26 protein-coding genes are annotated in these 24846 nt (G+C 67.2%); 17 read left to right on the plus strand and 9 right to left on the minus strand.

Features of this window, described 5'->3' with window-relative positions; genetic code table 11:
- Positions 1-163 precede the first annotated feature (163 nt).
- Positions 164-2761 carry an AsmA family protein gene (locus ABRZ00_RS07220; RefSeq protein ID WP_368642474.1) on the plus strand — a complete coding sequence of 866 codons (2598 nt, stop codon included), beginning with the start codon at positions 164-166 and terminating at the stop codon, positions 2759-2761.
- Between the two features lie 22 nt (positions 2762-2783).
- On the plus strand, positions 2784-3170 hold the full coding sequence (locus ABRZ00_RS07225) for an MOSC N-terminal beta barrel domain-containing protein (protein ID WP_368647638.1): 387 nt from the start codon (positions 2784-2786) through the stop codon (positions 3168-3170).
- Here the strand turns inward: ABRZ00_RS07225 and coaD are convergent.
- Positions 3167-3685, minus strand: a complete 519-nt coding sequence (coaD, locus tag ABRZ00_RS07230) for a pantetheine-phosphate adenylyltransferase (RefSeq protein WP_343836022.1) — start codon at positions 3683-3685, stop codon at positions 3167-3169. The genes ABRZ00_RS07225 and coaD overlap by 4 nt on opposite strands.
- Positions 3686-3782: 97 nt before the next feature.
- Positions 3783-4382: an RsmD family RNA methyltransferase gene (locus ABRZ00_RS07235; protein WP_343836021.1), complete on the minus strand. Its 600-nt coding sequence runs from the start codon at positions 4380-4382 to the stop codon at positions 3783-3785.
- Between the two features lie 56 nt (positions 4383-4438).
- Between ABRZ00_RS07235 and ftsY the strand changes: the two genes are divergently transcribed.
- Genes ftsY through ABRZ00_RS07270 form a run of 7 tightly spaced genes read left to right on the plus strand, consistent with a single transcriptional unit; the run spans position 4439 to position 9961 of the window.
- Entirely contained in the window at positions 4439-5704 is a 1266-nt protein-coding gene (gene ftsY / locus ABRZ00_RS07240; protein ID WP_368642472.1) for a signal recognition particle-docking protein FtsY, read from the plus strand.
- Positions 5705-5740: 36 nt separating this feature from the next.
- On the plus strand, positions 5741-6922 hold the full coding sequence (ribBA, locus tag ABRZ00_RS07245) for a bifunctional 3,4-dihydroxy-2-butanone-4-phosphate synthase/GTP cyclohydrolase II (protein ID WP_368647639.1): 1182 nt from the start codon (positions 5741-5743) through the stop codon (positions 6920-6922).
- A gap of 15 nt (positions 6923-6937) precedes the next feature.
- The gene (ribH, locus tag ABRZ00_RS07250; RefSeq protein ID WP_343836018.1) at positions 6938-7465 is read left to right on the plus strand and encodes a 6,7-dimethyl-8-ribityllumazine synthase; all 528 of its coding nucleotides are present in this window, start codon (positions 6938-6940) and stop codon (positions 7463-7465) included.
- Positions 7458-7943 (plus strand): transcription antitermination factor NusB, encoded by a 486-nt coding sequence (nusB, locus tag ABRZ00_RS07255; RefSeq protein WP_343836017.1) that lies wholly within the window; start codon positions 7458-7460, stop codon positions 7941-7943. Before ribH ends, nusB begins: the two co-directional genes overlap by 8 nt.
- Before the next feature lie 19 nt (positions 7944-7962).
- Positions 7963-8949 carry a thiamine-phosphate kinase gene (gene thiL / locus ABRZ00_RS07260; protein ID WP_368642471.1) on the plus strand — a complete coding sequence of 329 codons (987 nt, stop codon included), beginning with the start codon at positions 7963-7965 and terminating at the stop codon, positions 8947-8949.
- Complete coding sequence (locus ABRZ00_RS07265) at positions 8946-9458, plus strand: phosphatidylglycerophosphatase A (protein WP_343836014.1); 513 nt, start codon at positions 8946-8948, stop codon at positions 9456-9458. The genes thiL and ABRZ00_RS07265 overlap by 4 nt, the downstream gene beginning before the upstream one ends.
- The gene (locus ABRZ00_RS07270) at positions 9455-9961 is read left to right on the plus strand and encodes a CinA family protein (RefSeq protein ID WP_368642470.1); all 507 of its coding nucleotides are present in this window, start codon (positions 9455-9457) and stop codon (positions 9959-9961) included. The genes ABRZ00_RS07265 and ABRZ00_RS07270 overlap by 4 nt, the downstream gene beginning before the upstream one ends.
- A 46-nt stretch (positions 9962-10007) precedes the next feature.
- Here the strand turns inward: ABRZ00_RS07270 and ABRZ00_RS07275 are convergent, their stop codons facing one another.
- The 6 genes from ABRZ00_RS07275 to ABRZ00_RS07300 all read right to left on the minus strand — a co-directional run bounded on the left by ABRZ00_RS07275 (position 10008) and on the right by ABRZ00_RS07300 (position 15109).
- On the minus strand, positions 10008-10697 hold the full coding sequence (locus tag ABRZ00_RS07275; protein WP_368644172.1) for a DNA-3-methyladenine glycosylase I: 690 nt from the start codon (positions 10695-10697) through the stop codon (positions 10008-10010).
- Positions 10698-10753: 56 nt separating this feature from the next.
- Positions 10754-11575, minus strand: a complete 822-nt coding sequence (pyrF, locus tag ABRZ00_RS07280) for an orotidine-5'-phosphate decarboxylase (RefSeq protein WP_343836010.1) — start codon at positions 11573-11575, stop codon at positions 10754-10756.
- A gap of 86 nt (positions 11576-11661) precedes the next feature.
- Complete coding sequence (locus ABRZ00_RS07285; RefSeq protein WP_343836009.1) at positions 11662-12051, minus strand: diacylglycerol kinase; 390 nt, start codon at positions 12049-12051, stop codon at positions 11662-11664.
- Positions 12052-12209: 158 nt separating this feature from the next.
- Positions 12210-13856 carry a chaperonin GroEL gene (groL, locus tag ABRZ00_RS07290; RefSeq protein ID WP_368642468.1) on the minus strand — a complete coding sequence of 549 codons (1647 nt, stop codon included), beginning with the start codon at positions 13854-13856 and terminating at the stop codon, positions 12210-12212.
- 34 nt (positions 13857-13890) lie between these two features.
- Positions 13891-14178 (minus strand): co-chaperone GroES, encoded by a 288-nt coding sequence (locus ABRZ00_RS07295; protein WP_368642467.1) that lies wholly within the window; start codon positions 14176-14178, stop codon positions 13891-13893.
- 217 nt (positions 14179-14395) lie between these two features.
- On the minus strand, positions 14396-15109 hold the full coding sequence (locus tag ABRZ00_RS07300) for an N-acetylmuramoyl-L-alanine amidase (protein WP_368642466.1): 714 nt from the start codon (positions 15107-15109) through the stop codon (positions 14396-14398).
- Between the two features lie 198 nt (positions 15110-15307).
- Here ABRZ00_RS07300 and ABRZ00_RS07305 point away from each other — a divergent pair, with 198 nt between their 5' ends.
- The 8 genes from ABRZ00_RS07305 to ABRZ00_RS07340 all read left to right on the plus strand — a co-directional run bounded on the left by ABRZ00_RS07305 (position 15308) and on the right by ABRZ00_RS07340 (position 24145).
- A complete protein-coding gene (locus tag ABRZ00_RS07305; protein ID WP_368642465.1) occupies positions 15308-15808 on the plus strand; it encodes an SRPBCC family protein in 501 nt (166 codons plus the stop codon).
- Positions 15809-16251: 443 nt separating this feature from the next.
- Positions 16252-16815 carry an alkyl hydroperoxide reductase subunit C gene (gene ahpC, locus ABRZ00_RS07310; protein WP_343836004.1) on the plus strand — a complete coding sequence of 188 codons (564 nt, stop codon included), beginning with the start codon at positions 16252-16254 and terminating at the stop codon, positions 16813-16815.
- Between the two features lie 143 nt (positions 16816-16958).
- Entirely contained in the window at positions 16959-18533 is a 1575-nt protein-coding gene (ahpF, locus tag ABRZ00_RS07315) for an alkyl hydroperoxide reductase subunit F (protein WP_368642464.1), read from the plus strand.
- A gap of 101 nt (positions 18534-18634) precedes the next feature.
- A complete protein-coding gene (leuE, locus tag ABRZ00_RS07320) occupies positions 18635-19270 on the plus strand; it encodes a leucine efflux protein LeuE (RefSeq protein WP_368642775.1) in 636 nt (211 codons plus the stop codon).
- 233 nt (positions 19271-19503) lie between these two features.
- Complete coding sequence (locus ABRZ00_RS07325) at positions 19504-21057, plus strand: ABC transporter ATP-binding protein (protein ID WP_368642463.1); 1554 nt, start codon at positions 19504-19506, stop codon at positions 21055-21057.
- Positions 21050-22111 carry an ABC transporter permease gene (locus ABRZ00_RS07330; RefSeq protein WP_368642462.1) on the plus strand — a complete coding sequence of 354 codons (1062 nt, stop codon included), beginning with the start codon at positions 21050-21052 and terminating at the stop codon, positions 22109-22111. The genes ABRZ00_RS07325 and ABRZ00_RS07330 overlap by 8 nt, the downstream gene beginning before the upstream one ends.
- A gap of 4 nt (positions 22112-22115) precedes the next feature.
- On the plus strand, positions 22116-23033 hold the full coding sequence (locus tag ABRZ00_RS07335) for an ABC transporter permease (RefSeq protein WP_343835999.1): 918 nt from the start codon (positions 22116-22118) through the stop codon (positions 23031-23033).
- Positions 23034-23056: 23 nt separating this feature from the next.
- Positions 23057-24145 carry a BMP family ABC transporter substrate-binding protein gene (locus ABRZ00_RS07340; protein ID WP_368642461.1) on the plus strand — a complete coding sequence of 363 codons (1089 nt, stop codon included), beginning with the start codon at positions 23057-23059 and terminating at the stop codon, positions 24143-24145.
- 124 nt (positions 24146-24269) lie between these two features.
- Here the strand turns inward: ABRZ00_RS07340 and ABRZ00_RS07345 are convergent, their stop codons facing one another.
- On the minus strand, positions 24270-24725 hold the full coding sequence (locus tag ABRZ00_RS07345; protein WP_368639658.1) for a PaaI family thioesterase: 456 nt from the start codon (positions 24723-24725) through the stop codon (positions 24270-24272).
- Positions 24726-24846 lie beyond the last annotated feature (121 nt).

The raw sequence follows: 24846 nt of genomic DNA on the forward strand, positions 1-24846 counted from the left end.
TTCTACGAAATGCAATGCGGTGCAATAGAATGCGGCACAGCGCCGTAAACGGCCGTGCCGGGCGCGGCCATGGGTTAGCATTTCGTTTTGCGGTGGACGCCTTGCGCTCGATGACGCGCAGATTCAACGCGATCCCCTTGATGAGTGTGAGCAGGTCCTGAATATGAATGTCTGGTTGAAGCGGGTGCTGTTCAGCCTGGTTGCGGTACTGCTGCTGGCGGTGGTCGGGCTGGGGATCTTCCTGCTGACCTTCAATCCGAATGCCTACAAGTCCAGGCTCGAGTCCCTCGTTTTCGAACGCACCGCGCGCACGCTCACCATCGGCGGCGACATCGGCCTGTCGCTGTTCCCCCGCATCGGCCTGTCCGTCAGCGACGTGTCCCTGTCCGAGCGCGACGCCCAAGACACCTTCGTCTCCATCGACAGCGCCCGTTTCGCGGTGGCAATCTGGCCGCTGCTGTCGAATCGGCTGGTGGTGGATCATGTCGCCGTCACGGGGCTGAAGGCCTCGGTCGTGCGCGATGCCGAAGGCCATTTCAATTTCAGCGACCTGCTGGACGCCGACCAGGCGGCGGCCGCCTCATCGGCGCCTGTGGCGGCGGTCGCGGCCGCCGCGGCGGCGCCGTCCGGCACCGGCTCGGATCTCAATATCGACATCGCGGGCCTGGAGCTCAAGGGGGGGCGGGTCCAGTACGTTGATCAGCGCGACGGCCTGTCCACGACCTTCGACCAGATCGAGGCCAATACGGGCCGCGTCACCTACGATCAGCCTTTCGACGTATCCCTGAAGGCCATCGTCACAGGCAATGATCCGGTGCAGGACGCCCAGTTCCAGGCCCAGGCGCTGCTGCGCCTGAACCCCGGCGGACGCGGCTATTCCGCACAGAAGATCAATGTGCAACTGAGCGGGCGCCTGGGCAATCTGGATCAGTCGCAGGCCACGCTGCGGGGCAACCTGGCCTATGACGGGCAGGCGCGCCTGTTTTCTGCCGACAACCTTGAACTCGCCCTGAGCGGCAATATCGTGGGTGCCCACCCGATCCAGGGGCTGAAGGCCAGCCTGACCGCCGCCCAGTTGCGCCTGGACCAGCGCAACACCGCGGTCAATATCGATAAGCTCGCCTTGCGCGCCGCCGGCCAGGATGGCGGGCGCGCCCTGGATCTCGCCCTGGATGCGCCGGCCCTGGCGATCTCGCCCGATTCGGCCCAGGCCGATCCGGTGACGGGCACCTTCAAATGGACGGGCGACGATACGCTGGCCGTCTCGCTCGGCCTGGAAGGCCTGTCGGGCAATGCCAACGAATGGCGGTTCAGCGCGGCCAGCCTGGATGGGGCGCTCACCCAGGGCGACCGCCTCCTGCATCTGGAATTGACTTCGCCGCTGACCTGGAACATGGCCCTGCGCAAGGGTTCCCTGAGCGCCATCAAGGGCGATATGGGCGTGCGCGACCAGGCGCTGCCGTCCGGCAGCTATGAGTTTCCCATGATCGGCAGCGTGCATCTGGATTTGATCCAGGATCTGCTGGCTGCGGACTTGAACGCCGTGATCGATGGCGGGCAAGCCGCCTTCAAGTCACAGACCACAGGGCTGGTCGCATCGCAGCCCCAGACCCGGTTCTCGCTGAGCACGGAGAAACTCGATCTGAACCGCTGGCTGCCGGCGCCGGCCTCCGCGCCCGCCGCCGGGCCGGGCGGCGAAAAGCAGAAAACCGAACCGGAACCGGACCCGGGTCGGGACCAGAAACCGGTGCCTGCCGCAGAGGCGCCCGCGCCGCAGCCGCCCGCGCCGATCGACCTGTCTTTCCTGAAAGGCCTGGACATCGAGGGCGACGTCACGATCGGGGATCTGCGGCTGCGCGATCTGCAACTGACGGACGTGAGCGCCCGGACGCGCGTCCAGAAGGGGGAACTGGCCGTCACCAAGCTGGCGGCGGCTCTGTACGAAGGCACCCTGTCGGGCCAGTTCAGCGCGTCGGCCGAGCAGGCGTTCGGCCTGAAGCTGGCGCTGGACAAAGTCGCCGTGGCGCCTCTGATTCAAGCCGCGATGCGGCGGAACCTGCTTTCGGGGCGCGGGGCGGCGCAGATCGACGTACGGGCACAGGGGGCGACCGCGGACGCCTTGCGGCGCACGCTGACGGGCCGGGTTTCCGTGCAGGTGCGCAACGGCGCCGTGCACGGGGTGGATGCTTCGCGAACCTTGGCGGACGTGGCTGCGGCTTTGGGCAATGTCCTGAAGGGCCGCCTCGACGCCCTGGCCTCGCCGTTCGACGACCGGCGCAGCACCGCTTTCAGCGCCCTGGACGCCCGCCTGGATCTCAAGGACGGCCAGGGGACGCTGTCGAAGCTGGCGGTGGTGTCCGATCTGGTGCGTCTGTCCGAGGGCAAGCCGGCGCGCATCGACGTGCCCGGCCGCAGCCTGGATCTGGTTCTGCAGGCCCAGGTGGCGGCGCGGTTGCCCAAGGGGCTGGATATCGCACTGACGCCCCTGCTGGGCACGCGGATTCCGATCCGCATCACCGGCGCCTGGGCGCAGCCCGCGTACGAGGTGGACTGGTCGAGCATCCGCAATCCGTCCATTCAACGCGCCCTGAAATCGGGCCTGATGGAATTGCTCAAGGGGCGGGATCTGATCGATCAGGCCTTGCCGTCGCTGGAGTCCGAGACGCGCGGCGCCGCGCCTGGAGCATCCGCGGCGCCGGCCGCCGGCGCCGATCCGGTGGAACGCATCGGCAAGGCCCTCAAGGGCCTGCTGGGACAATGAAAACCAAGAGGAAGACACACGTATGACGACTCATTCCGCGTATCAGCCGATCGCCGGGGCGGCCGCCTTGGCCGATGAGGCCGCCCAGTTTTACGATCGCCGCTGGCTGGCGGTCGACGACCAGGATCGCTGGTTGGAGGCGGGCCGGGCGCCCGGCCTGAATCAGTTGGACATCAGCCTGCGCTTCGGCTATCTGGTGATTCGCGCGCAAGGCATGCTGCGCCTGGATGTGCCGCTGGACGTGATCGAGGATGACGACAGCGTCGAACGCACCGCGAAGATCGGCGGGCGCGACGTGCGTGTCGTGGATGAGGGCGACCTGGCGGCGGCCTGGTTCACCCAGTGGCTGGGCCAGCCGTGCAGGCTGGTGAAGGTTCACCCGGAAGCCGGTCCCGTGGAGTGGGCCTAAGAGGCATGCCCGCCTGCGGCGCCCTGCGCATCGCGCAGGGCCTTGGCCTTGGCGTGCAGCCAGCGTTCGACGGACGGAAACACGAACTTGCTGACGTCCCCGCCCAGGATGGCGATTTCGCGCACGATGGTGCCGGAGATGAACTGGTACTGATCCGAAGGGGTCATGAACAGCGTTTCGACTTCGGGCAGCAGGTGGCGGTTCATGCCGGCCATCTGGAATTCGTATTCGAAGTCCGACACGGCGCGCAGCCCGCGCACGATGACGCGCGCATCCTGTTCGCGCACGAAATCCTTGAGCAGACCGCTGAAACTGCGCACCCGCACGTTGGGGTAGTGCCCCAGGACTTCCTCCGCGATCTCCAGGCGTTCCTGAAGCGAGAAGAACGGCCGTTTGTTCTGACTGTGGGCGACGCCGACGACAACCTGGTCGAACAGGCTGGCCGCCCGTCGCACGAGGTCTTCATGCCCACGGGTGAGCGGGTCGAAAGTGCCTGGGTAGACGGCGGTGATCATGCGGTCTCCGTATAGGTTGACGGAAGCGGTGGTCGAATCCCGGGAGGGCCCAGGCCAAGGCGACGCATGTCCCGTGCCCGTGGTTCCGGGTGGCGGTTCAGGGCGTCATGAAACCGTCATTATTCATATTTTTTTGCATCGCAGCAAACCGGATCAACCCGAAGTGGACCTGGCCGGCCCGCCCCTGGCGCAGCAAGGTCCAATCCGGCGGCAGCGCCTCCAGGGGCGCTTCCGATTCCAGGTACAGCAGGCCGCCCGGCAGGGCGGCGCGTTCCAGCAGGGGCAGCAGGCGCGGCAGCCAGCCCGCGCCGAAGGGCGGATCGAGCATGATCAGGTCGTAGGAGGGGGCCGGCTGGGCGCGCAGAAAGGCGCACGCCTCGCCCGCATGGATACGGACGGCGGGCGCCTTCAGACGGGCCTGGACGGCCCGCAGGCCGGCCAGCGCAGCCGGCGCCTGCTCGACCATCTGGGCGGTCTCCACGCCCCGGGAGGCGGCCTCGAAGCCCAGCGCTCCTGTACCGGCGAACAAGTCCAGCACCCGGCGGCCGGTAAAGACGCCATCCCAGAAATGCGCCAGCCAGTTGAACAGGGTCTCGCGCACCCGGTCGGGCGTCGGGCGCAAGTGCGCGCTTTCCGGAACGGAAATGGGCGTGCGGCGGTAAGCACCGCCTACAATACGAATCTGGTGTTTTTTCATGCGCGGTCCGCTGGTCCGTGCCGGGCCTTGGCCGGATCGTTTTCAGTGTAAAGCCTATGTTCAGTTTCTTTAAACGCAAAAAGGCGCCCGCGCCCCAGGAATCGGCGGCTGTCCAGGCCGGGATCCCCGAGTCCGCGGATGCGCCCGAGGTCGCGCCGGTCGCGCCGACCGAACTGCCCGATACCTGGGCGGCGCAGGCCGATGGTTCCGCGCCCGGGGCGCGCGAACCGGCCTCGGCCATGGATCCGGCCCCCGAGGCCGGGTCGGATTCCGAAGCCGTCGAGGTCTTCGTGCAGCCTCCCGACGCCTGGTCGGACCGGCCGGACGAATCCTCCGACCCGCTGGCGCGGCTCGACCGCTCGACGGGCGCGCAGGCGCCCGGACCCGCCGCCTCCGGCTCCTGGCTGGGCCGCCTGCGGCGCGGCCTGTCGCGCACGGGCCAGAGCCTGGGCGGCCTGTTCACCGGAGTCAAGGTCGACGAGGCCTTGTTCGAAGAACTCGAGACCGCGCTCATCATGGCCGATGCCGGGGTCGAGGCCACGGAAAAACTGCTGGCGGAACTGCGCGCCCGCGTGCGGCGCCAGCGCATCGAGCATCCCGAAGCCGTGCGCGCCGAGTTGCGCGATATTCTCACCGAGCACCTGAAGGTCCTGGAAAAGCCTTTTGTCGTCGGCGAAACCACGCCTATGGTGGTCATGATCGCGGGCGTCAACGGGGCGGGCAAGACCACCTCCATCGGCAAGCTGGCTCACGCGCTCAGGCAGCGCCAGGCGTCGGTGCTGCTGGCGGCCGGCGATACTTTCCGCGCGGCGGCGCGCGAGCAGCTCGTGGCCTGGGGGGCGCGCAACGGCGTCACCGTCATCGCCCAGGAAGGCGGCGATCCGGCGGCCGTGGCCTTCGACGCCGTCAATGCCGGCCGCGCGCGCTCGGCGGATGTGGTGCTGGTCGATACGGCGGGCCGCCTGCCGACCCAGTTGCACCTGATGGAAGAGTTGAAAAAAATCCGGCGCGTCATCGGCAAGGCCGATCCGGCCGCACCGCATGAAGTCCTGCTGGTGGTCGATGGCAACACCGGCCAGAACGCCCTGGCGCAGATCCGCGCCTTCGACGCCGCGCTGGGCCTGACCGGGCTGGTCGTCACCAAGCTCGACGGCACGGCCAAGGGCGGGACGCTGGCGGCGGTGGCGGCGGGCAGCCAGGGGGTCCGGCCCGTTCCCGTGTACTGGATCGGCGTGGGCGAAGGCATGCAGGATCTGCAGCCTTTCGTCGCGGCCGAATTCGCCGACGCGCTCTTGGGCGGGGCAGAGTCCGGCAAGGGCTAAAATGCCCGTATTCCGTTTTCATTTCACAGGCATCGCATGAACATGGCATCCGGCACGGTCTCGAACGAGCCGTCCTTCGATATCTCTCCGGTCCAGGAGATCGTGAACGAGTTGCGGGCCGGCCATATGGTCATCCTGGTGGACGAAGAAGACCGCGAAAACGAAGGCGACCTGGTGCTGGCCGCCGATTTCGTGACGCCCGACGCCATCAATTTCATGGTGACGCATGCGCGCGGGCTGGTCTGCCTGACGCTGACGCACGAACGCTGCAACCAACTGCAGTTGCCGATGATGTCCAACCAGAACGGCACCCGCTACGGCACCAATTTCACGGTTTCCATCGAAGCCGCCGAAGGCGTGGGGACGGGCATTTCCGCCGCCGACCGCGCCCGCACCATCCAGGCGGCGGTGGCGCGCGACGCGCGGCCTTCCGATCTCGTCCAGCCGGGGCACATCTTTCCCGTGCGCGCCGTCCAGGGCGGCGTGCTGGTGCGCGCCGGCCACACCGAGGCCGGCTGCGACCTGACCGCCATGGCGGGCCTGACTCCGGCCGCCGTGATCTGTGAAATCCTCAAGCCGGACGGCACGATGGCGCGGTTGCCCGACTTGATGAACTTTGCCCGGGAGCACGGCCTCAAGATCGGCACCATCGCCGATCTGATCCAGTACCGCAGCGAGCACGAATCCATGATCGAGCGCCTGGTCGAACGCCCGGTGACCACGCCCTGGGGGCCGTTCCATGCGGTGGCCTATCGGGACCGCGCCGCCAACGCCCCGCATCTGGCGCTGGTGCATGGCGAGATCCGGCCGGATCAAGAGGCCTTGGTGCGCGTGCACGAGCCCACCAGCGTGCTGGACCTGCTGTGCGAAGGCGCCACCCGTCACAGTTGGACCATCCCTCAGGCGCTGCAAGCCATCGCCGCCGCGCCGAGCGGCGCGCTGGTGCTGCTCAACTGCCATGGCGGCGCCGAGCTGATGTTCTCGCAGTTCGAGGCCTGGGCCCGCAGCGGCGGCGAAACCCCCGCCGCGCAGCCCGTCGTCGACGGCGAGCGCCATGGCCTGCGCACCTTCGGCATCGGCGCGCAGATTCTGCGTGACCTCGGCGTGGGCCAGGCCCGGCTGCTGGCGCGCCCGCGCAAAATGCCCAGCATGGCGGGGTTCTCCCTGACCATTACGGGTTACCATAACGAACCTGGCGTACCCAACGCCGCGACCTGACATGGAACCGCGACTATGAACCCTTACGTGATGACCCCCGACATGAACGGGGAAGGCCTGCATATCGGCATCGTGCGCGCACGGTTCAACGAAGAAATCGGCATGGCCGAACTGCAGACCTGCCTGGACGAACTGGCCGCCCTGGGCGTGGACGAGCGCGACGTCATGGTGGTTTCCGTGCCCGGCGCGCTTGAGCTGGGCGTGGCGCTGGCGCAGATGGCCGAAACCTTCGAGTTCGACGCGCTGATCGCCCTGGGCGCCGTGATTCGCGGTGAAACCTATCACTTCGAGATCGTCAGCAACGAATCTGCCTCGGCCATCAGCCGCATTGCGCTGGAAACCGGCATTCCGGTCGCCAACGGCGTGCTGACCGCCGACACCGACGAGCAGGCCCAGGTCCGTGCGGCCGACAAGGGCCGCGACTGCGCCCGCGCGGCCGTCGAGATGGCCAACCTGGTGGCGGCCCTCGAGCCGGAATCGGACGACGACGATGAGGACGACGACGACTTCGACGGCGAGGACGACGAGGACGTGGATGACTGAACTCAAGCCTGCGCGCGCCGGCCGCGCCAATGCCCGCAGCGCGCGCCGGCTGGCGCGCGAGTTCGCGCTGCAGGGTGTGTATGCCTGGCTGTTGCGCGGCGGCAAGGATCTGTCCGAACTGGGCGAGATCGATGCCCACGTGCGCGACGGAGAAGACTTCGACCAGGCCGATGCCCAGTGGTATCAAACCCTGCTCCAGGGGGCGGCCACCCAGGCCGAGACGTTGCGCGAGCGGTTCGTGCCCTACATCGACCGGCCGCTGGCGGAACTGTCTCCCATCGAGCACGCCATCCTGCTGATCGGCAGCTTCGAGCTTGTCCAGCACGTCGAGGTTCCCTACCGCGTGGCCATCAACGAAGCCGTTGAACTCGCCAAATCCTTCGGCGGCACGGATGGCTACCGTTTCGTCAACGGCGTGCTCGACAAGCTCGCGGCCGAAGTCCGAGCGCCCGAGGTACAGGCGACGGCGCGCCGTTGAGGCGGCGCGGGGCGAGCCCATGCAGGCGGATGGCGAATTCGACCTGATCGCGCGCTACTTCAAGCGGCCGTCGCCCGGTAGGATGCTGGGCGTGGGCGATGATTGCGCCCTGATGCCGTTGTCGGCGGGCTGCGAACTGGCCGTCAGCACCGATATGCTGGTCGAAGGCCGGCATTTCCTGACCGATGCCGATCCCGAATCCCTGGGCCACAAGGCCCTGGCCGTCAATCTTTCCGACCTGGCCGCCATGGGTGCGCGCCCGCTGGCCTGCACGCTGGCGTTGTCGCTGCCCGTCGTGAACCATGCCTGGCTGGAGGCCTTTTCCGCGGGCTTTCATGCATTGGCGCGCGAGTCGCAATGCCCGTTGGTCGGTGGCGACACCACGCGCAGCGAATCCGGCGTGGTGCTCAGTATCACTGTCCTGGGCGAAGTCCGCCGCACGCACGCCCTGCGCCGCGATGCGGCGCGCGTCGGCGATGACGTCTGGGTGTCCGGCACGCTGGGCGCGGCCGATCTGGCCCTGCGGCTGGTGCTGGGCCGCCTGCCCCCCGATCCCGAGCGCCTGCGCGCCACCCGGCCGGCCCTGGACCGCCCGACGCCGCGCCTGAAGCTGGGGCGGTATCTGGCCGGCGTGGCGCACGCCGCCATTGATGTGTCCGATGGCCTGCTGCAGGATTTCGGCCATATTCTCAAGGCCAGCCATTGCGGCGCCGATCTCTGGCTGGATGTCTTGCCGGCGCATCCTGCGCTGGCCGGCCTGGATGAATCCCTGCGCCGCGAGATCCTGCTGGCGGGCGGGGATGCCTACGAATTGTGCTTCACCGCGCGGCCCTTGTGGCGCGAGCAGATCGAAGTGCTGGGGCGCCAGTTGGGGGTGCCGGTGGCCCGGGTGGGCACCCTGGTGCGCGGGCAGGATCTGCGTGTGCTGGATGGCGCGGGGCAGGTCGTGCCGGTGGCCTATCGGGGGTTCGATCATTTTTCCGAACCCTGCGGGGACATTGCATGACCGAGCGCCCCGGCCAGCCTATCCTCCGGCCGTCCGCCGCCTGGGTTTTCGCTCGTCCCGAACGGATTCTGGCTTTTGGCCTGGGTTCGGGCCTGATCCACCCCGCACCGGGCACCTGGGGCACGCTGGTCGGCTGGCTGCTGTGGGCCGTCCTGCTGCACGGCCTGCCCGATGGCTGGATGGTTCTGGTCCTGCTGCTGTCCTTCGGCATCGGCTGCTGGGCGGCCCAGCGCTGCGGCGACGCGCTGGGCGTGCCGGATCATGGCGGCATCAACTGGGACGAGATCGTGGCCGTCTGGCTGGTCCTGTGGCTGATGCCCCACGGGTTCTGGGCGCAGGCCGTCTCGGTGGCGCTGTTCCGGTTCTTCGATATCGTCAAGCCGCCGCCGGTCAGCCTGTGCGACCGGCGCTTCAAGAACGGCTTCGGGGTCATGATCGATGACATCGTGGCCGCCCTGTATACCTTGCTGGCCGGGGCGTTGCTTGTCCGCCTGGGAGTCCTGTCATGAACGAACGTGAATTGCGCGCACTGGCGGGCGAAGTGGGCGCCGCCCTGCGTGCCGCGGGCTGGCTGTGCGCCACGGCGGAATCCTGCACCGGCGGCCTGCTGGCGGGCGCCATCACGTCCTGCCCCGGCTCCAGCCTGTGGTTCGAGCGCGGTTTCGTCACGTACAGCAATGCCGCCAAGGTCGAACAGTTGCGGGTTTCGTCCGATACCCTGGAACGCTTCGGCGCCGTCAGCGAGGAAACCGCCATGGAAATGGCCAGTGGCGTGCTGGCGGCGGTACCCCGCGCCCATCTGGCCTTGTCCACCACCGGGATTGCGGGGCCGGGCGGCGCCACCCCCGGCAAGCCGGTCGGCATGGTGTGCTTCGGGGTCGCGCGCCGCGCCGGGGCCGGGATCGTGACCCGGGCCGTCACGCAGATCTTCGAAGGCGACCGGGACGCCGTGCGCGACGCGGCGGTGCGCCGCGCCCTGCAGGCGGCGCTGGCGGAACTGGCGGGCCGTTGATTCCGTCTCGGAGCCGCACCCCGCCGCCTCCGGGCCGACGGACGGGCTAGAACCCGGGGTTGATGCTCAGGGCCATCAGGGCCGACAACTGGCACAACGGCCGGCCCGATTCCTGCCGCAATGCGTTGAACGCATCCTGCACGGCGTGCAGGTCGCACTGGCTGGACGGCTCGCGTTCGACGACGCCGGCGGCTTGCAGGCGCGCGACCACGTCGCTGGTCAGCAGGAACGTGTCCTTGCCGGCCAGGCGCAGGAATCCGGCGGCGGAACGCCCTCCCAGGCGGGCGCCACGCTTGGCCAGCAGGCGCCACAGGCCGATGGTGTCGGTGTCCGGCCAGCCGGCCAGGAACGCCCCGAACCCGGCGCCCCGCTCCCGGCGGATGTCCAGGATGAACCGGGCGTTCTCGGGGATGCTCCTGATCTTGGCGCGGTCGCGGATGATCCGCTCGTTGAGCATATGTGTTTCGATCTGCTCCGGGCCGAGTCGCGCCAGGGCCTCGGGCGCGAAGCCCTGGAAGGCTTTTTCGAATTCGGGCCACTTGGCATCGACCATCGTGTGCCGCACGCCCGCGTGGAAAACCCGCCGGGTCATGGCGGAAAGATAACGGTCGTCGCCCAGGCGCTCCAGTTCTCCGGGCGTCAGCGCCTGGGGCAGAAAGGCCTCCAGGGCCGCGTCGGATTCGAAACGCGCGCGGACCGCATCATAGAGGCAGCGATAGTCGAGAGTGATGGGCATCTTCCTGGGAATCGGTCCGGCGGCCGTCGCGGACGGGCGGCCGCGTGGCGGGAGGGTCAGCCTTGCAGCGCCGCCCGGATGGCGCTGCGCGTGGCGCGCGCGGTCTTGGCGGCGGCCTGTTCCCAGCCTTCCCCGGCGCTGGCATACAGGATGGCGCGTGATGAATTGATCATCATGCCCCGGCCTTCGGGGGTGCGGCCCGCCTGCACCGTGGCCTGGATGTCGCCGCCCTGGACGCCGATGCCGGGGACCAGCAGGGGCATGTCTCCCACCCGGCGGCGCACCTGGGCGATTTCTTCCGGGAAGGTGGCGCCCACCACCAGGGCGCATTGCCCGTTGGTGTTCCAGACGCGGGCCACCTGGTCGGCGACGTGCAGGTACAGCGGCGTGCCGTTGGCCAGCCGCATGTCCTGGAGATCGGCGCCGCCCGCGTTGGAGGTGCGGCACAGGATGATGACGCCGCGCTCGCCGTAATCGATGTAGGGCTGTACGGAATCGCGCCCCATGTAGGGATTGACCGTGACGGCGTCGGCCCCGTAGCGCTCGAACGCCTCGCGGGCATATTGCTCGGCGGTGCTGCCGATATCGCCGCGCTTGGCGTCCAGCACGATGGGCAGGTCGGGATGCCGTTCGCGGATCGCGCGGCAGATATCCTGCAACTGATCCTCGGCGCCCAGCGCGGAAAAATAGGCGATCTGCGGCTTGAAGCCGCAGACGTAGGGCGCGGTGGCCTCGACGATGCGCAGGCAGAATTCGGTGATTGCGTCCGGCCGGCCTTCCAGTTCCTTGGGGAAGCGGCGCGGGTCAGGGTCCAGGCCCACCATCAGCAGGGAATCCTGGGCGGCCCAGGCGCGGTTCAATTTGTCGATGAAGGTCATGGAGGTCGGCCTCTATCTCGCGTGAGTTCCAGAAAAGCGGGCTGGGCGCACTGGGTCGCCCGACCCGCCAAACAGGCTTGGAGGGGTTATGACGGCCACCAGCGCGGCGCCAGCACCGATGCCCAGGCGGCACCCGCCAGCAGCAGCGTCAGCAGCACGGCCGCGCTGCCGATGTCCTTGGCGCGCCCCAGTAGGGGATGGCGGTCCGTGCTGATCGCATCGGCCAGCGCTTCGATTGCGGAATTGAGCAATTCCACCACCAGCACCGCCACCGGCGCGCCGGCCAGCAGCAATCGTTCCAGGGCCGTATCGCCCAGCCACAGCCCCAGCGGGATCAAGATCACGGCCAGCGCGGTTTCCTGGCGGAAGGCGGCCTCGTGGCGCCACGCCGCCCCCAGCCCCTGCAGCGAATAGCCGAAGGCGCGCGCGATGCGCAGCAATCCGCCGGTGCTCTTGTAGGGGGAGGGCTGGGTCATGGGTCGATCGGTCCGGATGGTGCCGGCATTGTAAAGGATGGGGCCCGGGGCGTGCGCCCGGGCCCATGAAAAATCCCCGCCACGGCGGACCGTGACGGGGATTTCCAAAGGCCGGGTGCCGGCCGGCGCCGGAGCGCCGGACCGGGGAGGGCAGGGGCTTAGAAGCCGCCCATGCCGCCCATGCCGCCCATGCCGCCCATGTCGGGCATCGGCGCGGCGGGCTTGTCTTCGACGATTTCGGCCACGGCGGCTTCGGTGGTCAGCAGCAGGCTGGCGACCGAGGCGGCGTTCTGCAGCGCGGTGCGGGTGACCTTGGTCGGGTCGATCACGCCTTGCTCGACCAGATCGCCGTACTCGCCGGTGGCGGCGTTGTAGCCGTAGTTGCCTTCGCCTTGCTCGACGGCGTTGACGATCACGCTGGCTTCATCGCCCGCATTGCTGACGATGGTGCGCAGCGGGGCTTCGATGGCGCGCAGGACCAGCTTGATGCCGGCGTCCTGGTCGGCGTTGTCGCCCTTGACCTTGGCCACGGCGGCCTTGGCGCGGATCAGCGCGACGCCGCCGCCCGGGACGATGCCTTCCTCGACGGCCGCACGCGTGGCGTGCAGAGCGTCTTCGACGCGGGCCTTCTTTTCCTTCATTTCGACTTCGGTGGCCGCGCCGACGCGGATGACCGCGACACCGCCCGCCAGCTTGGCGACGCGCTCTTGCAGCTTTTCACGGTCGTAGTCGGACGTGGCTTCCTCGATCTGGGCGCGGATCTGCTTGACGCGCGCTTCGATGTTGGCGGCCTGGCCGGCGCCGTCGATGATGGTGGTGTTTTCCTTGGCCACTTCGATGCGCTTGGCCTGGCCCAGCAGCTCGAGGGTCGCCTTTTCGAGCGACAGGCCGGTTTCTTCGGAAATCACCGTGCCGCCCGTCAGGATGGCGATGTCTTCCAGCATGGCCTTGCGGCGGTCGCCGAAGCCCGGGGCCTTGACGGCGGTGGTCTTCAGGATGCCGCGGATGTTGTTCACGACCAGGGTGGCCAGGGCTTCGCCCTCGACGTCCTCGGCCACGATCAGCAGCGGGCGGCTGGACTTGGCGACTTGCTCCAGCACCGGCAGCAGGTCGCGGATGTTGCTGATCTTCTTGTCGAAGATCAGGATGTACGGATCATCCAGGACGGCGACTTGCTTGTCGGGGTTGTTGATGAAGTAGGGCGACAGGTAGCCGCGGTCGAATTGCATGCCTTCGACGACGTCCAGCTCGTTGTCCAGCGACTTGCCGTCTTCGACGGTGATGACACCTTCCTTGCCGACCTTGTCCATCGCGTTGGCGATGATTTCACCGACGGAGGTATCGCTGTTGGCCGAGATGGAGCCGACCTGGGCGATGGCCTTGCTGGTGGTGCAGGGCTTGGACAGGGAGTGCAGGCTGTCGACGGCGGCGGTCACGGCCTTGTCGATGCCGCGCTTCAGGTCCATGGGGCTGATGCCGGCGGCCACGTACTTCAGGCCTTCTTCGACGATGGACTGGGCCAGCACGGTGGCGGTGGTGGTGCCGTCACCGGCGTTGTCGGAAGTCTTGGAAGCCACTTCCTTGACCAGTTGGGCGCCGATGTTCTCGAACTTGTCCTTCAGTTCGATTTCCTTGGCGACGGAGACGCCGTCCTTGGTGACGGTGGGAGCGCCGAAGGAGCGGTCCAGCACCACGTTGCGGCCCTTGGGGCCCATGGTGGTCTTGACGGCGTTGGCGAGGATGTTGACGCCACGGACGATGCGGGTACGGGCATCGTCACCGAAATAAACTTGCTTTGCAGCCATGTTGAAATTCCTTGGTGTTGAACGGTGAGGTGGCTTACAGGATCACGGCGAGGACTTCTTCCTCGCGGATGACGAGCACTTCCTCGCCATCGACCTTGACGGACTGGCCGGCATACTTGCCGAACAGAACCTTGTCGCCGACCTTCAGGTCGACCGGGATCACTTTGCCTTCTTCGGTCTTCTTGCCGGGGCCGACCGCCAGGACTTCGCCCTGGTCGGGCTTTTCAGCCGCGCTGTCAGGGATGACGATACCCGAGGCGGTGGTGCGCTCGTTGTCCAGACGCTTGACGATCACGCGATCGTGCAAAGGACGCAGTGCCATGGAGGAACTCCTGTACATAGAAATTAAAGGATGCGGGGGCCGGCAGCCATTGTTAGCACTCAACCCCATCGAGTGCTAATTATAAGGACGATTTCTCGGGTTTCAAGAGGGGGAAGTGGCTTGTTACAAGTCGGGGGCTGAAGGAAATGTCGCGCCCTGGCTGTTCCGCCCTCTTGATTCCAGAAAGCCCGGAAACGTTGCGCTCAAGAGGGAAACGCTATCGGTTCCCCTGCGCCTGGCCGGCGTGTGGATCCGCCAGGCAGGCATGCACTCCTTGCGCGATGGCACGGGCCAGTCGCGTGATCGTCTCCGGCTTTCCGAGGCGGGTTTCTTCGGCGGGATTGATGATGACCCCCGCCTCCACCAGAACGGCGGGCATGGGCGCGGTCCGCAGCACCGCCAGGCCGTCGTAGCGGTGGATGCCCAGGCGGCGGTCAATGAACGGGCGGTTTTCGCCCTCGATCGGCTCGGCGTGGTATGCGGAAGGCTGTTCGCCGGCGATCTGCAGGCGTGCGCCGATGTGCCGGGCGCATGCCAGGTTGCGCCCCGGATGCGGGTTCAGCATAGAGATGAAGATCGAATAGCCTGCGAATTCGGATTGGCGGCCCGCCGCGAGGAATCTCGCCTGTACCGAGTCGTGATGGACCGACACCAGAAGGTCGGCGTCCGGTGCGCCCTGCGCGCGCCGTGCCGGGGGGATGTCCGCGCCGATGCCCTCGATCCGGGTCGTCCGGTTGCCCAGCGCGGCAAGCGCGCGGACGAGGGCGGCGGCCAGGTCGCGGTTGTACAGGGACTCGGTGCGGCCGCTGGCGCCCGTGGCGCCCGGCCGTTCCGGCCCATGGCCCGCATCCACCAGGATGTGCGCGGCGTGCGCCGGGCCGGCGCAGCCCAGGGCCAGCAGGAGGGAGAGCAGGGCGTGTATCGGCGGCAAGAGTGGGTCCTCCGGAGGCGGGATGAGGCGGGCCGCGTGGGCGGGGCCGCCGCGTCATGACAGCATACGACCTTGAGGAAGATAGGGGCATTCGGGAATCCAGCCCCCGGCTGAACGATGATGCGGGTTTCGGGCGGACGGCCTGCCACCCGGTGGGGTGCGGAGAATCCGGCCCGGGTCAGTCAAAGAGGTTTCCAGATGAGCGACGATGATTTTCACCCCGGTACGATCCAGCGGCGGGAGCGGGGTTTCGAGGGCCGGCTCGAGCGGTGCTATGCGCAGGATCCGGCCGCGGTCTGGGCCATGCTGACGGAGCCCCGGCATCTGGCCCAATGGCTGGCGCCCGGCACGATCGAGCTGCGGCGGGGCGGTGCGGTGCGCATTGACTTCGTCGACAGCGGCATCGTGATCGACAGCACCGTCATGGCGCTGGAGCCGCAGCGGATCCTGGAGTACTCCTGGAGCAGCGGCCAACAGCCCGAACGGCCCATTCGATGGGAGCTGGCGGCGCAGGCGGGCGGCACGCGGCTGACGCTGTCGGTGCGCCTGCCCGCGGATGAAGACGTCGCCAAGGCTTGCGCCGGATTCGAAGGCCATCTGGCCATGCTGGCCGCCGCCCTGGAGGGCGTGCCGGTCCGCTTTCCCCTGGAGCTGTACCTGCGGGCGCGCCAGCACTATCAGGCGCTGCTGGATGCCTGACCTGCGATGCCGGTTCGCCTGAAAAGGCAAGGGGGCGCCGCGTGCTCTCCACGATGCCATGGCCAGGCGCGGCCGGGCGTACCGGCGCGGGGCGCTTGCCGCTGAAGCTCAATCCTGTTCGCTGACGGGCAAGTTCTTGCACAGGGGGCATCCCTGGATTGCCAAGGGTTGGAATATCTTTCGTATCAATAGATTACGTCAAATATTCCGGCATTCACGCATCATGCCCGGACTGCATGTGTATTTTGCATTCATTTCCATGCAAAATAAGCATGAAAAAAAGGGTCTCCATTGTGTTCCAGCACGCAGGCCTGCTGGTTGATAGCTAAACACAATCGACTCTATTTAAACAATCAATTTTACTTATCATATGGGCTCGCCTACACTGGTCTTCGTCGCCCTCGTGGCTCTTTCACTGAACCTCTGAACAAGGAGCTTTTTTCATGTCCCTGATCAACACCACCATCAAGCCCTTCAAAGCCACGGCCTATCACAACGGCAAGTTCGTCGAGGTGACCGAGCAGACCGTCGCGGGCAAGTGGTCCGTCTTCGTGTTTTACCCCGCCGACTTCACGTTCGTGTGCCCCACCGAGCTTGAAGACCTGGCCGAGCACTATGCCGAATTCCAGAAGCTGGGCGTGGAAGTCTATTCCGTGTCCACCGACACGCACTTCGCCCACAAGGCCTGGCACGATACCTCCGACGCCATCAAGAAGGTCAACTACCCGATGATCGGCGACCCCACCCATGCGCTGTCGCGCAACTTCGACGTGCTGATCGAAGAAGAAGGCATCGCGCTGCGCGGCACCTTCGTGGTGAATCCCGCCGGCGAAATCAAGGTCCTGGAAATCCATGACAATGGCATCGGCCGCGACGCGTCCGAACTGCTGCGCAAGGTCAAGGCCGCCCAGTACATCGCCGCCCACCCGGGCGAAGTCTGCCCCGCCAAGTGGGAAGAAGGCGCCAAGACGCTGACCCCCTCGCTGGACCTGGTCGGCAAGATCTAAGCCGGCCTTCTCCGGCGCCGCCGGAACCCGAACCCGCCGCCCGCCCTGCGCGGCGGCGGGCAGTTTCCCCCCACTGAACGAGTCACAGGCGGCGCCGACCCGGCGCGCCCGGGGGCCCTGTATTTGAAGAAAAGGTGAAGACGATGCTGGATGCAAACCTCAAAGGACAACTGGGAACCTATCTCGAACGCGTCACGCTGCCCGTCGAACTGCGAGCGTCGCTGGACGACGGCGCCCAGTCGCAGGAGCTGCGGGCCTTTCTGGAAGACATCGCCAGCCTGTCCGACAAGATTACCCTGACGGCCGGCGCCCCCGGGGCGCGGGTGCCGTCATTTGAAATCGCCCGCGCCGGCACCGACGTGTCGGTGCGTTTTGCCGGCATACCGCTGGGGCATGAGTTCACTTCGCTGGTGCTGGCCTTGCTGCAGGTCGGCGGCCACCCTCCCAAGCTGGACGATGAGGTGGTCGAGCAGATACGCATGCTGCCGGGCGACTACGAATTCGAAACGTATTTCTCGCTGTCGTGCCAGAACTGCCCGGACGTGGTCCAGGCGCTGAATGCGATGTCGGTCATCAACCCGCGCATCCGCCATGTGGCGATCGACGGGGCGTTGTTCCAGGACGAAGTGCAGAAGCGCGAGATCCTGTCCGTGCCCGCCGTGTTCCTGAACGGCGAGCTGTTCCATCAGGGCCGGGCGGGGGTCGAAGAGCTCCTGGCTTTGCTGGATGCCGGCAATGACGAGGCCAAGGTCGAGGCCTTGAACGCCCGTGAAGAGTTCGACGTGCTGGTGGTCGGCGGCGGCCCGGCGGGCGCCGCGGCGGCCGTGTACGCGGCGCGCAAGGGCATCCGCACCGGTGTGGTGGCCGAGCGTTTCGGTGGCCAGGTGCTCGATACCATGGCGATCGAGAACTACATCTCCGTTCTGGAAACCGAAGGGCCCAAGTTCGGCGTCGCGCTGGAGCAGCACGTCAAGGCCTACGAGGTCGACATCATGAACCTGCAGCGGGCCAGCCGCCTGGTTCCGGGCCAATCCATCCAGGTCGAACTGGCCAGCGGCGCGGTCCTGAAGGCCAAGACCGTCGTCCTGTCCACGGGCGCGCGCTGGCGCCAGATCAATGTGCCGGGCGAAGACGAATACCGCAATCGCGGGGTGGCGTATTGCCCACACTGCGACGGTCCGCTGTTCAAGGGCAAGCGCGTGGCGGTCATCGGCGGCGGCAACTCCGGCGTCGAGGCGGCCATCGATCTGGCCGGCATTGTGGGCCACGTCACGCTGATCGAATTCGGCGACGTGCTGCGGGCCGACGACGTGCTGCAGCGCAAGCTGCGCAGTCTGGCCAATGTGAGCATCATCACGTCGGCCCAGACGACCGAGATCCACGGCGACGGCAAGCGTGTGGTCGGCCTGAGCTACAAGGACCGCGCGAACGGCGGCGCCGAGCATCGCGTCGACCTGGAAGGCGTGTTCATCCAGATCGGTCTGGTGCCCAATACCGAGTGGCTCAAGGGCACGGTCGAGCTCAGCAAGCACGGCGAGATCGTGGTCGATGCCCGCGGCCAGACCTCCGTTCCCGGCGTGTTCGCGGCGGGCGATGCGACCACGGTTCCGTACAAGCAGATCATCATCGCAGCGGGCGAAGGCGCCAAGGCGGCCCTGAGCGCCTTCGATCACCTGATCCGCAGCTCGGTCGCCACCGAGGAAAAAGCCGTCGCCTGAACGGCACGGTGACGGGCCGGCCGCGTGCCGGACCGGGATAAAATGACAAGGGATCCTCCGGACCGGGGGATCCCTTGTCCGTTCTGATCAAGGGATTTTCCATGCTGGCGCAATACGGCGTTCTCGACGTGTGGACCTACCTGGCCGGCGTGGTGTTCATCATCCTGCTGCCCGGTCCCAACTCTTTGTTCGTGCTGGCCATCGGCGCCGGGCGCGGCGTGCGCGCGGGCTATCAGGCCGTGCTGGGCGTCTTCGTCGGCGATGCCACCCTTATGGCGCTGACGGCGGCCGGCGCGGCGTCGGTGCTGCGGGTGCTGCCCATGCTGTTCATCGTTCTGAAGGCCGCCGGCGCGGTCTACCTGACGTACCTGGGCATCCGCTTGCTGATGTCCGCCTGGCGGCCGGGGCCGGCCCAGACGCACACGATTTCCGGCGGGCCGGGCAGCCCTTTCCGCAAGGCGCTGCTGCTCAGCCTGCTCAATCCCAAGGCCATTCTGTTCTTGCTGTCGTTCTTCGTGCAGTTCGTCGATCCGGCGTATGCCCATCCGGCGCTGTCCTTCTGCATCCTGGCGGTGATCCTGCAGACCTGCAGCCTGCTGTATCTGTCCGCCCTGATTTTCGGCGGCTCGCGGCTGGCGTCGGCGTTCCGGCGGCGCCAGGGGCTGTCGCGCGCGGGCAGCGGCCTGGTCGGCCTGTTGTTCCTGTGGTTCGCGGGCCGCATGGCTTTTGAAGCGTGAAAGACCGGTTGCGCGGGCTGCGCATGCCGCGCCATCATCATGCAATAATATCGACTATTCATATCGAATGATGTTCCGGTGCCATCCGCCCGCTGCCCCTATGGCGGCGGCGGTGGCGGATTGCGCTTGTTTGGTCAGGCTAGGGGTTTATCCCCTTTAGGTCGCCTTGCGTATCCTGAGTAGAATTTTTCGCATCCCGGGTGTTTCACGAATGATACGAACAGGATGCTTGCATGACCCCGCGTCTGGCCTTACGAAATATCAGCAAATCCTATCCGGCGGTCCGGGCGAATGATGCCATCGACCTGACCGTCGAACCAGGCGAGATCCACGCCATTCTTGGCGAGAACGGCGCCGGTAAATCCACCCTGATGAAGATCATCTACGGTGTGGTCCGCCCCGATGAGGGCACGGTGCACTGGGACGGCCGGGAAGTGAAGATCGCCAACCCGGCGGCGGCGAGGGCGTTGGGGCTGGGCATGGTGTTCCAGCATTTTTCCTTGTTCGATACGCTGACGGTGGCGGAAAACATCGCGCTGGGCCTGGCGCCGGACACCGACATGCGGGTCCTCGAAACGCGCATCGCCGCCACGGCGGCGCAATATGGTCTCGATGTCGAGCCGCGCCGCCATGTCCATACCCTCTCGGTGGGAGAGCGCCAGCGCGTGGAGATCGTGCGCGCCCTGTTGGGCAAGCCGCGCTTGCTGATCCTCGATGAGCCGACCTCGGTGCTCACACCGCAGGCCGTGCTGCGCTTGTTCGATGTGCTGCGCCAGTTGGCGGCCGAAGGATGCAGTATCCTGTACATCAGCCACAAGCTCGATGAAATCCGCGCCCTGTGCCATCGCTGCACGGTGATGCGCGCGGGCCGGGTGACCGGGATCTGCGATCCGCGCCAGGAAACCGAAGCGGGCCTGTCGCGCTTGATGATCGGCGCCGACCTCCCGGTGCATGAGCACCAGGCGCGCGCCGCCGGGCCGGTGCTGTTCCAGGCGCGCCGTCTGGCGCTGCCGCCCGCGCACCCTTTTGCCACTGCGCTGGACGGCATTGATTTCGACTTGCATGCCGGTGAAATCCTGGGCGTGGCGGGGGTGTCCGGTAACGGCCAGCAGGAATTGATGGGCGCGCTCTCGGGCGAGGATACGCGCGCGGCGCCGGACAGCATTCTGTTCGACGGGCAGCCGGTGGGCCGGCGCTCCTCGGCCTGGCGGCGGACGCGGGGCATGGCCTTCGTGCCCGAAGAACGCCTGGGGCGCGGCGCCGTGCCTGAACTGACGCTGGCGCGCAATCTCTTGCTCTCGCACCAGGGGCCGGATACGGTGCGGCACGGCTGGATCCGCAATGCCGCCGTGCGCCGCATCACGGCCGACATCATCGAGCGCTTCCGCGTCAAGGCGCCCGGCCCCCAGGCCCTGGCCGGCAGCCTGTCGGGGGGCAATCTGCAGAAATACATCGTCGGGCGCGAGGTCGTCCGGCAGCCCAGGCTGCTGATCATCGCCCAGCCCACCTGGGGCGTGGATGTCGGCGCGGCGGCCCAGATCCGCGGCGAGCTTCTCGCGCTGCGCGATGCGGGCTGCGCCATTTTGCTGATTTCCGAGGAACTCGACGAATTGTTCGAGTTGTCCGACCGCCTGGTCGTGCTGGCCAAGGGCCGCCTGTCGCCGCCCGTCACCCGCGCGCAGGCCACGCGCGAACAGATCGGCCAGTGGATGAGCGGCCTGTGGCCCGGTGCCGAGGCCGGGGAGCCAATCGCCGTTCACGCCGCCGCAGAGGTCGCCCATGCTTGAGCTCGTTCCCCGCGCCGAGCCCTCGCGCCGGATGGTCTGGCTGTCGCCCTTGATGGCCGTGGCCCTGACGGCGCTGTGCGGCGTATTCATGTTCCTGGCCGTGGGCAAGTCGCCTCTGGATGGCCTGGCCGTGTTCTTCTTCGAGCCGCTCGCCAGCCTGCACGGCTGGTCCGAGGTCGGCGTCAAGATGGCGCCGCTGCTGTTGTGCGCGGTCGGCCTGGCGCTGTGCTTCCGCGCCAATATCTTCAACATCGGGGCCGAGGGCCAGTTGGTCGTCGGAGCGATCACGTCCGGCGCGCTCATCCTGTGGTTCGACGACGGGACGGGCGGCGGCGGGCCGCTGATGATCGCGCTGGCGCTGCTGGCCGGCGCCCTGGGCGGGGCGGCCTGGGCTGCCGTGGTGGCCTGGCTGCGTGACAGCTTTCATGCCAATGAAATCCTGGTCTCGCTGATGCTGGTGTACGTGGCGGAGCTGCTCCTGAGCTATCTGGTGCATGGCGTGATGCGCGATCCCGACGGCTTCGGCTTTCCCCAGTCGCGCCTGTTCGACGACGGTTTCCTGCTGCCGATGTGGCCCGGAACGCGCCTGCATCTGGGCCTGGCGCTGGCGCTGGCGGCGGCCTTGGCGGCCTGGCTCCTGCTGGCCCGCCTGTTCGCCGGCTATCGCCTGACGGTGGGTGGCCTGGCGCCCCTGGCGGCGCGCTATGCCGGGTTTTCCTCGCGCCGCGCATTGTGGGGATGCATGCTGGGCTCCGGCGCGCTGGCCGGCGTGGCGGGCGCCTGTGAGATCATGGGGCCGATCGGCCAGATCACGCCGTCGGTTTCGCCGGGCTATGGCTTTGCCGCCATCATCGTGGCCTTTGTGGGGCGCCTGCATCCTCTCGGCGTCATTTTCGCCAGCTTCATCATGGCGCTGTTCTACATCGGCGGCGAGCTGTCCCAGACGCGCATGGGCATGCCCAGCGCCATCACCGGCATCTTCCAGGGCATCCTGCTGTTTTCGCTGCTGGCGTGCGATGTCCTGATCCACCAACGCCTGCGCTGGAGGCGCTGATACCATGGATGTACTGGCTCCCCTGATCGCTGCGGCCATGAACGCCGGCACCCCGCTGATGCTGGCGGCCCTGGGTCTGCTCATCAATGAAAAATCCGGCGTCATCAACCTGGGTTCCGAAGGCATGATGCTGGTGGCGGCGGCGTTGGGCTTTGCCGTGACCGTGCAAACCGGCAGCACCGGGATCGGCTTCCTGGCCGGCGCCGGCGCCGGCGCCTTGATGGCCGGCCTGTTCGCCTGGCTGGTGGTCTGGCTGGGGGCCAATCAGGTTGCCTGCGGCCTGGCCCTGTCGCTGTTTGGCGTCGGTCTGTCCGCCTCCATCGGACTGCCCTATGTCGGCGCCACGATCCAGGCCGCGTCCTGGTCCGTGCCGGGGCTGGCCGATTTGCCCTTCGTCGGCCCGGCCCTGTTCCGGCATCATCCGCTTGTCTATGGCGCCCTGGCGCTGGCCGTTGCACTGACCTGGTTCCTGTACCGCACGCGCGCCGGCCTGGTCCTGCGCGCCGTGGGCGAATCCCCCGAATCCGCGCATGCCCTGGGCTATTCCGTGCGCCGGATCCGCCTGGTGGCTTTGCTGTTCGGTGGCGCCTGCTGCGGCCTGGCCGGCGCTTTCATGTCGCTGGTCTACACGCCGATGTGGGTCGAGAACATGGTCGCGGGCCGCGGCTGGATCGCGCTGGCACTGACGCCGTTCGCCACCTGGCGCCCATTGCGGGTGCTGATCGGCGCGTATCTGTTTGGCGGCATCACCATCCTGACTTTCCACATGCAGGCGCTGGGCGTGCCGATTGCCTCGCAGTTGCTTTCCATGCTGCCCTACCTGGCCACCATCCTGGTGCTGGTCCTGATTTCGCGCAACGTGAACTGGATCCGCATCAACATGCCCGCATCCCTGGGGCGCGTGTTCAATCCCAATCATTGATTGTCTTCCACGGAGAATCTTCCATGAAAACTCGCCTGATTCGTCAAACCCTGGCGGCCGCCGCCACCGCCACGGCGTGCCTGTGGGCCGCCGGCCCCGCCGCCGCGCAGGAACCCCTGAAGATCGGCTTCGTCTACGTCAGCCCGATCGGCGAGGCGGGCTGGACCTGGCAGCAGGATCTGGGCCGCAAATACATGGAGCAGCAGTTGGGCGACAAGATCCAGACCCAGTTCGTCGAAGACGTGCCTGAAGGCGCGGATGCCGAGCGCGTCATCCGCGACCTGGCCCAGCAGGGCAACAAGCTGATCTTCACCACGTCCTTCGGCTACATGAATCCGACCATCAAGGTCGCCAAGCAGTTCCCGGACGTCAAGTTCGTGCATTCCACCGGCTACAAGACCGCGCCCAACGTCGCCACCACCAACGCCCGCTTCTACCAGGCGCGCTACGTGGCCGGCATCCTGGCCGGGCACAAGACCCAGACGGGCGTGGTTGGTTATATCGGCGCCTATCCGATTCCCGAAGTCCTTCAGGGCATCAACGCCTTCACGCTCGGCCTGCGCAGCGTCAAGCCCGATGCCACCGTGCGCGTCATCATGGTCAATAGCTGGTTCGATCCGGGCAAAGAGCGCGACGCCGCGCTGGCCCTGCTGGACCAGGGCGCCGACATCGTCACCCATCACACCGATTCGACCGCCGCCGTCCAGGCTGCCGAAGAGCGCGGCAAGTGGGCTATCGCCTATCACTCCGACATGCACAAGTTCGGGCCCAAGGCCCAGTTGGCCGCCGTCACCCATCATTGGGGCCCGTACTTCACCCGCGAAGCCAAGGCGATGCTGGACGGCACCTGGAAATCCGACCAGGTCTGGGGCGGCTTCAAGGAAGGCATGGTGGCTCTCGAAGGCTTCGGTCCCGCCGTCGACGAGGCGCTCAAGGCGGATCTCAAAGCCAAGGAAGACGCCATCGCCGACGGCTCCCTGAAGGTCTTCTCCGCGCCGCTCAAGACCAACGAGGGCAAGGTGGTGCTGTCCGAGGGCGCGCTGGACGACAAAGGTCTGAACGCGATGAATTACTACGTCGAGGGCGTGGTCGGCAAGCTGACCAAGAATTGAGCGGATTCGATCCCGGGCGCGCGGCCGCCCGGTCGAATCGCGGCATCTCTTCGCCTTGCGCCTTGCAAGGCCCCCGGATGAGCCCGGTCATGGCTCCGTCCCTGCGGACCGGTCATGACCGGGCTCATCCTTTGCGGGGCACGGACCAGGTGCTGACGGCCTGGGCGACCGGCTCACCGCCGCCTTCGGGCGACAGCAGCACTTCGCCGGCCGTCATGCGGCCGGTTTTCAGGATCCGGGCCTGGGCGATGATCCCGCCGGCCGGCGCGCCGCGCAGGAAATTGATCGTCAGGCTGGCCGTGACGGATTCGGCAACGCCCGTGGCGCCGAGCACGGCGGCGTAGAGGGCCAGGTCGGCCAGGCCCATCAGCATCGGGCCGGCTACGATGCCGCCCAACCGCTGGTGCGCGGGATTGGGCGGCAGACGCAGGGTAGCCTGCCCGTACCGGATCTCCAGCGCTTCGATGCCCAGCACGGCGGCAAAGGGATGCAGCCGGTCCAGCAGTTCACGAAATTCATCCAGACTGATGCGAGCCTCGGGGGCGGCGGCCCCGGAAACGGAATCGAGCGGTTTGGACATGGCGCAAAGAAGGGTCGAAAAGCCCATAGTACACTGGTCCCGCCGAGGCGAACGGATGCTCTTCGGCCGCGCCGGCCGGCGTTCCGGCTGGTCCCGCCGCAGGGCCATCCAGGCAATCTGC

The sequence above is a fragment of the Castellaniella ginsengisoli genome (genome assembly GCF_040955415.1).
In the GTDB taxonomy this organism is placed as follows: Bacteria; Pseudomonadota; Gammaproteobacteria; order Burkholderiales; family Burkholderiaceae_B; genus Castellaniella; species Castellaniella ginsengisoli.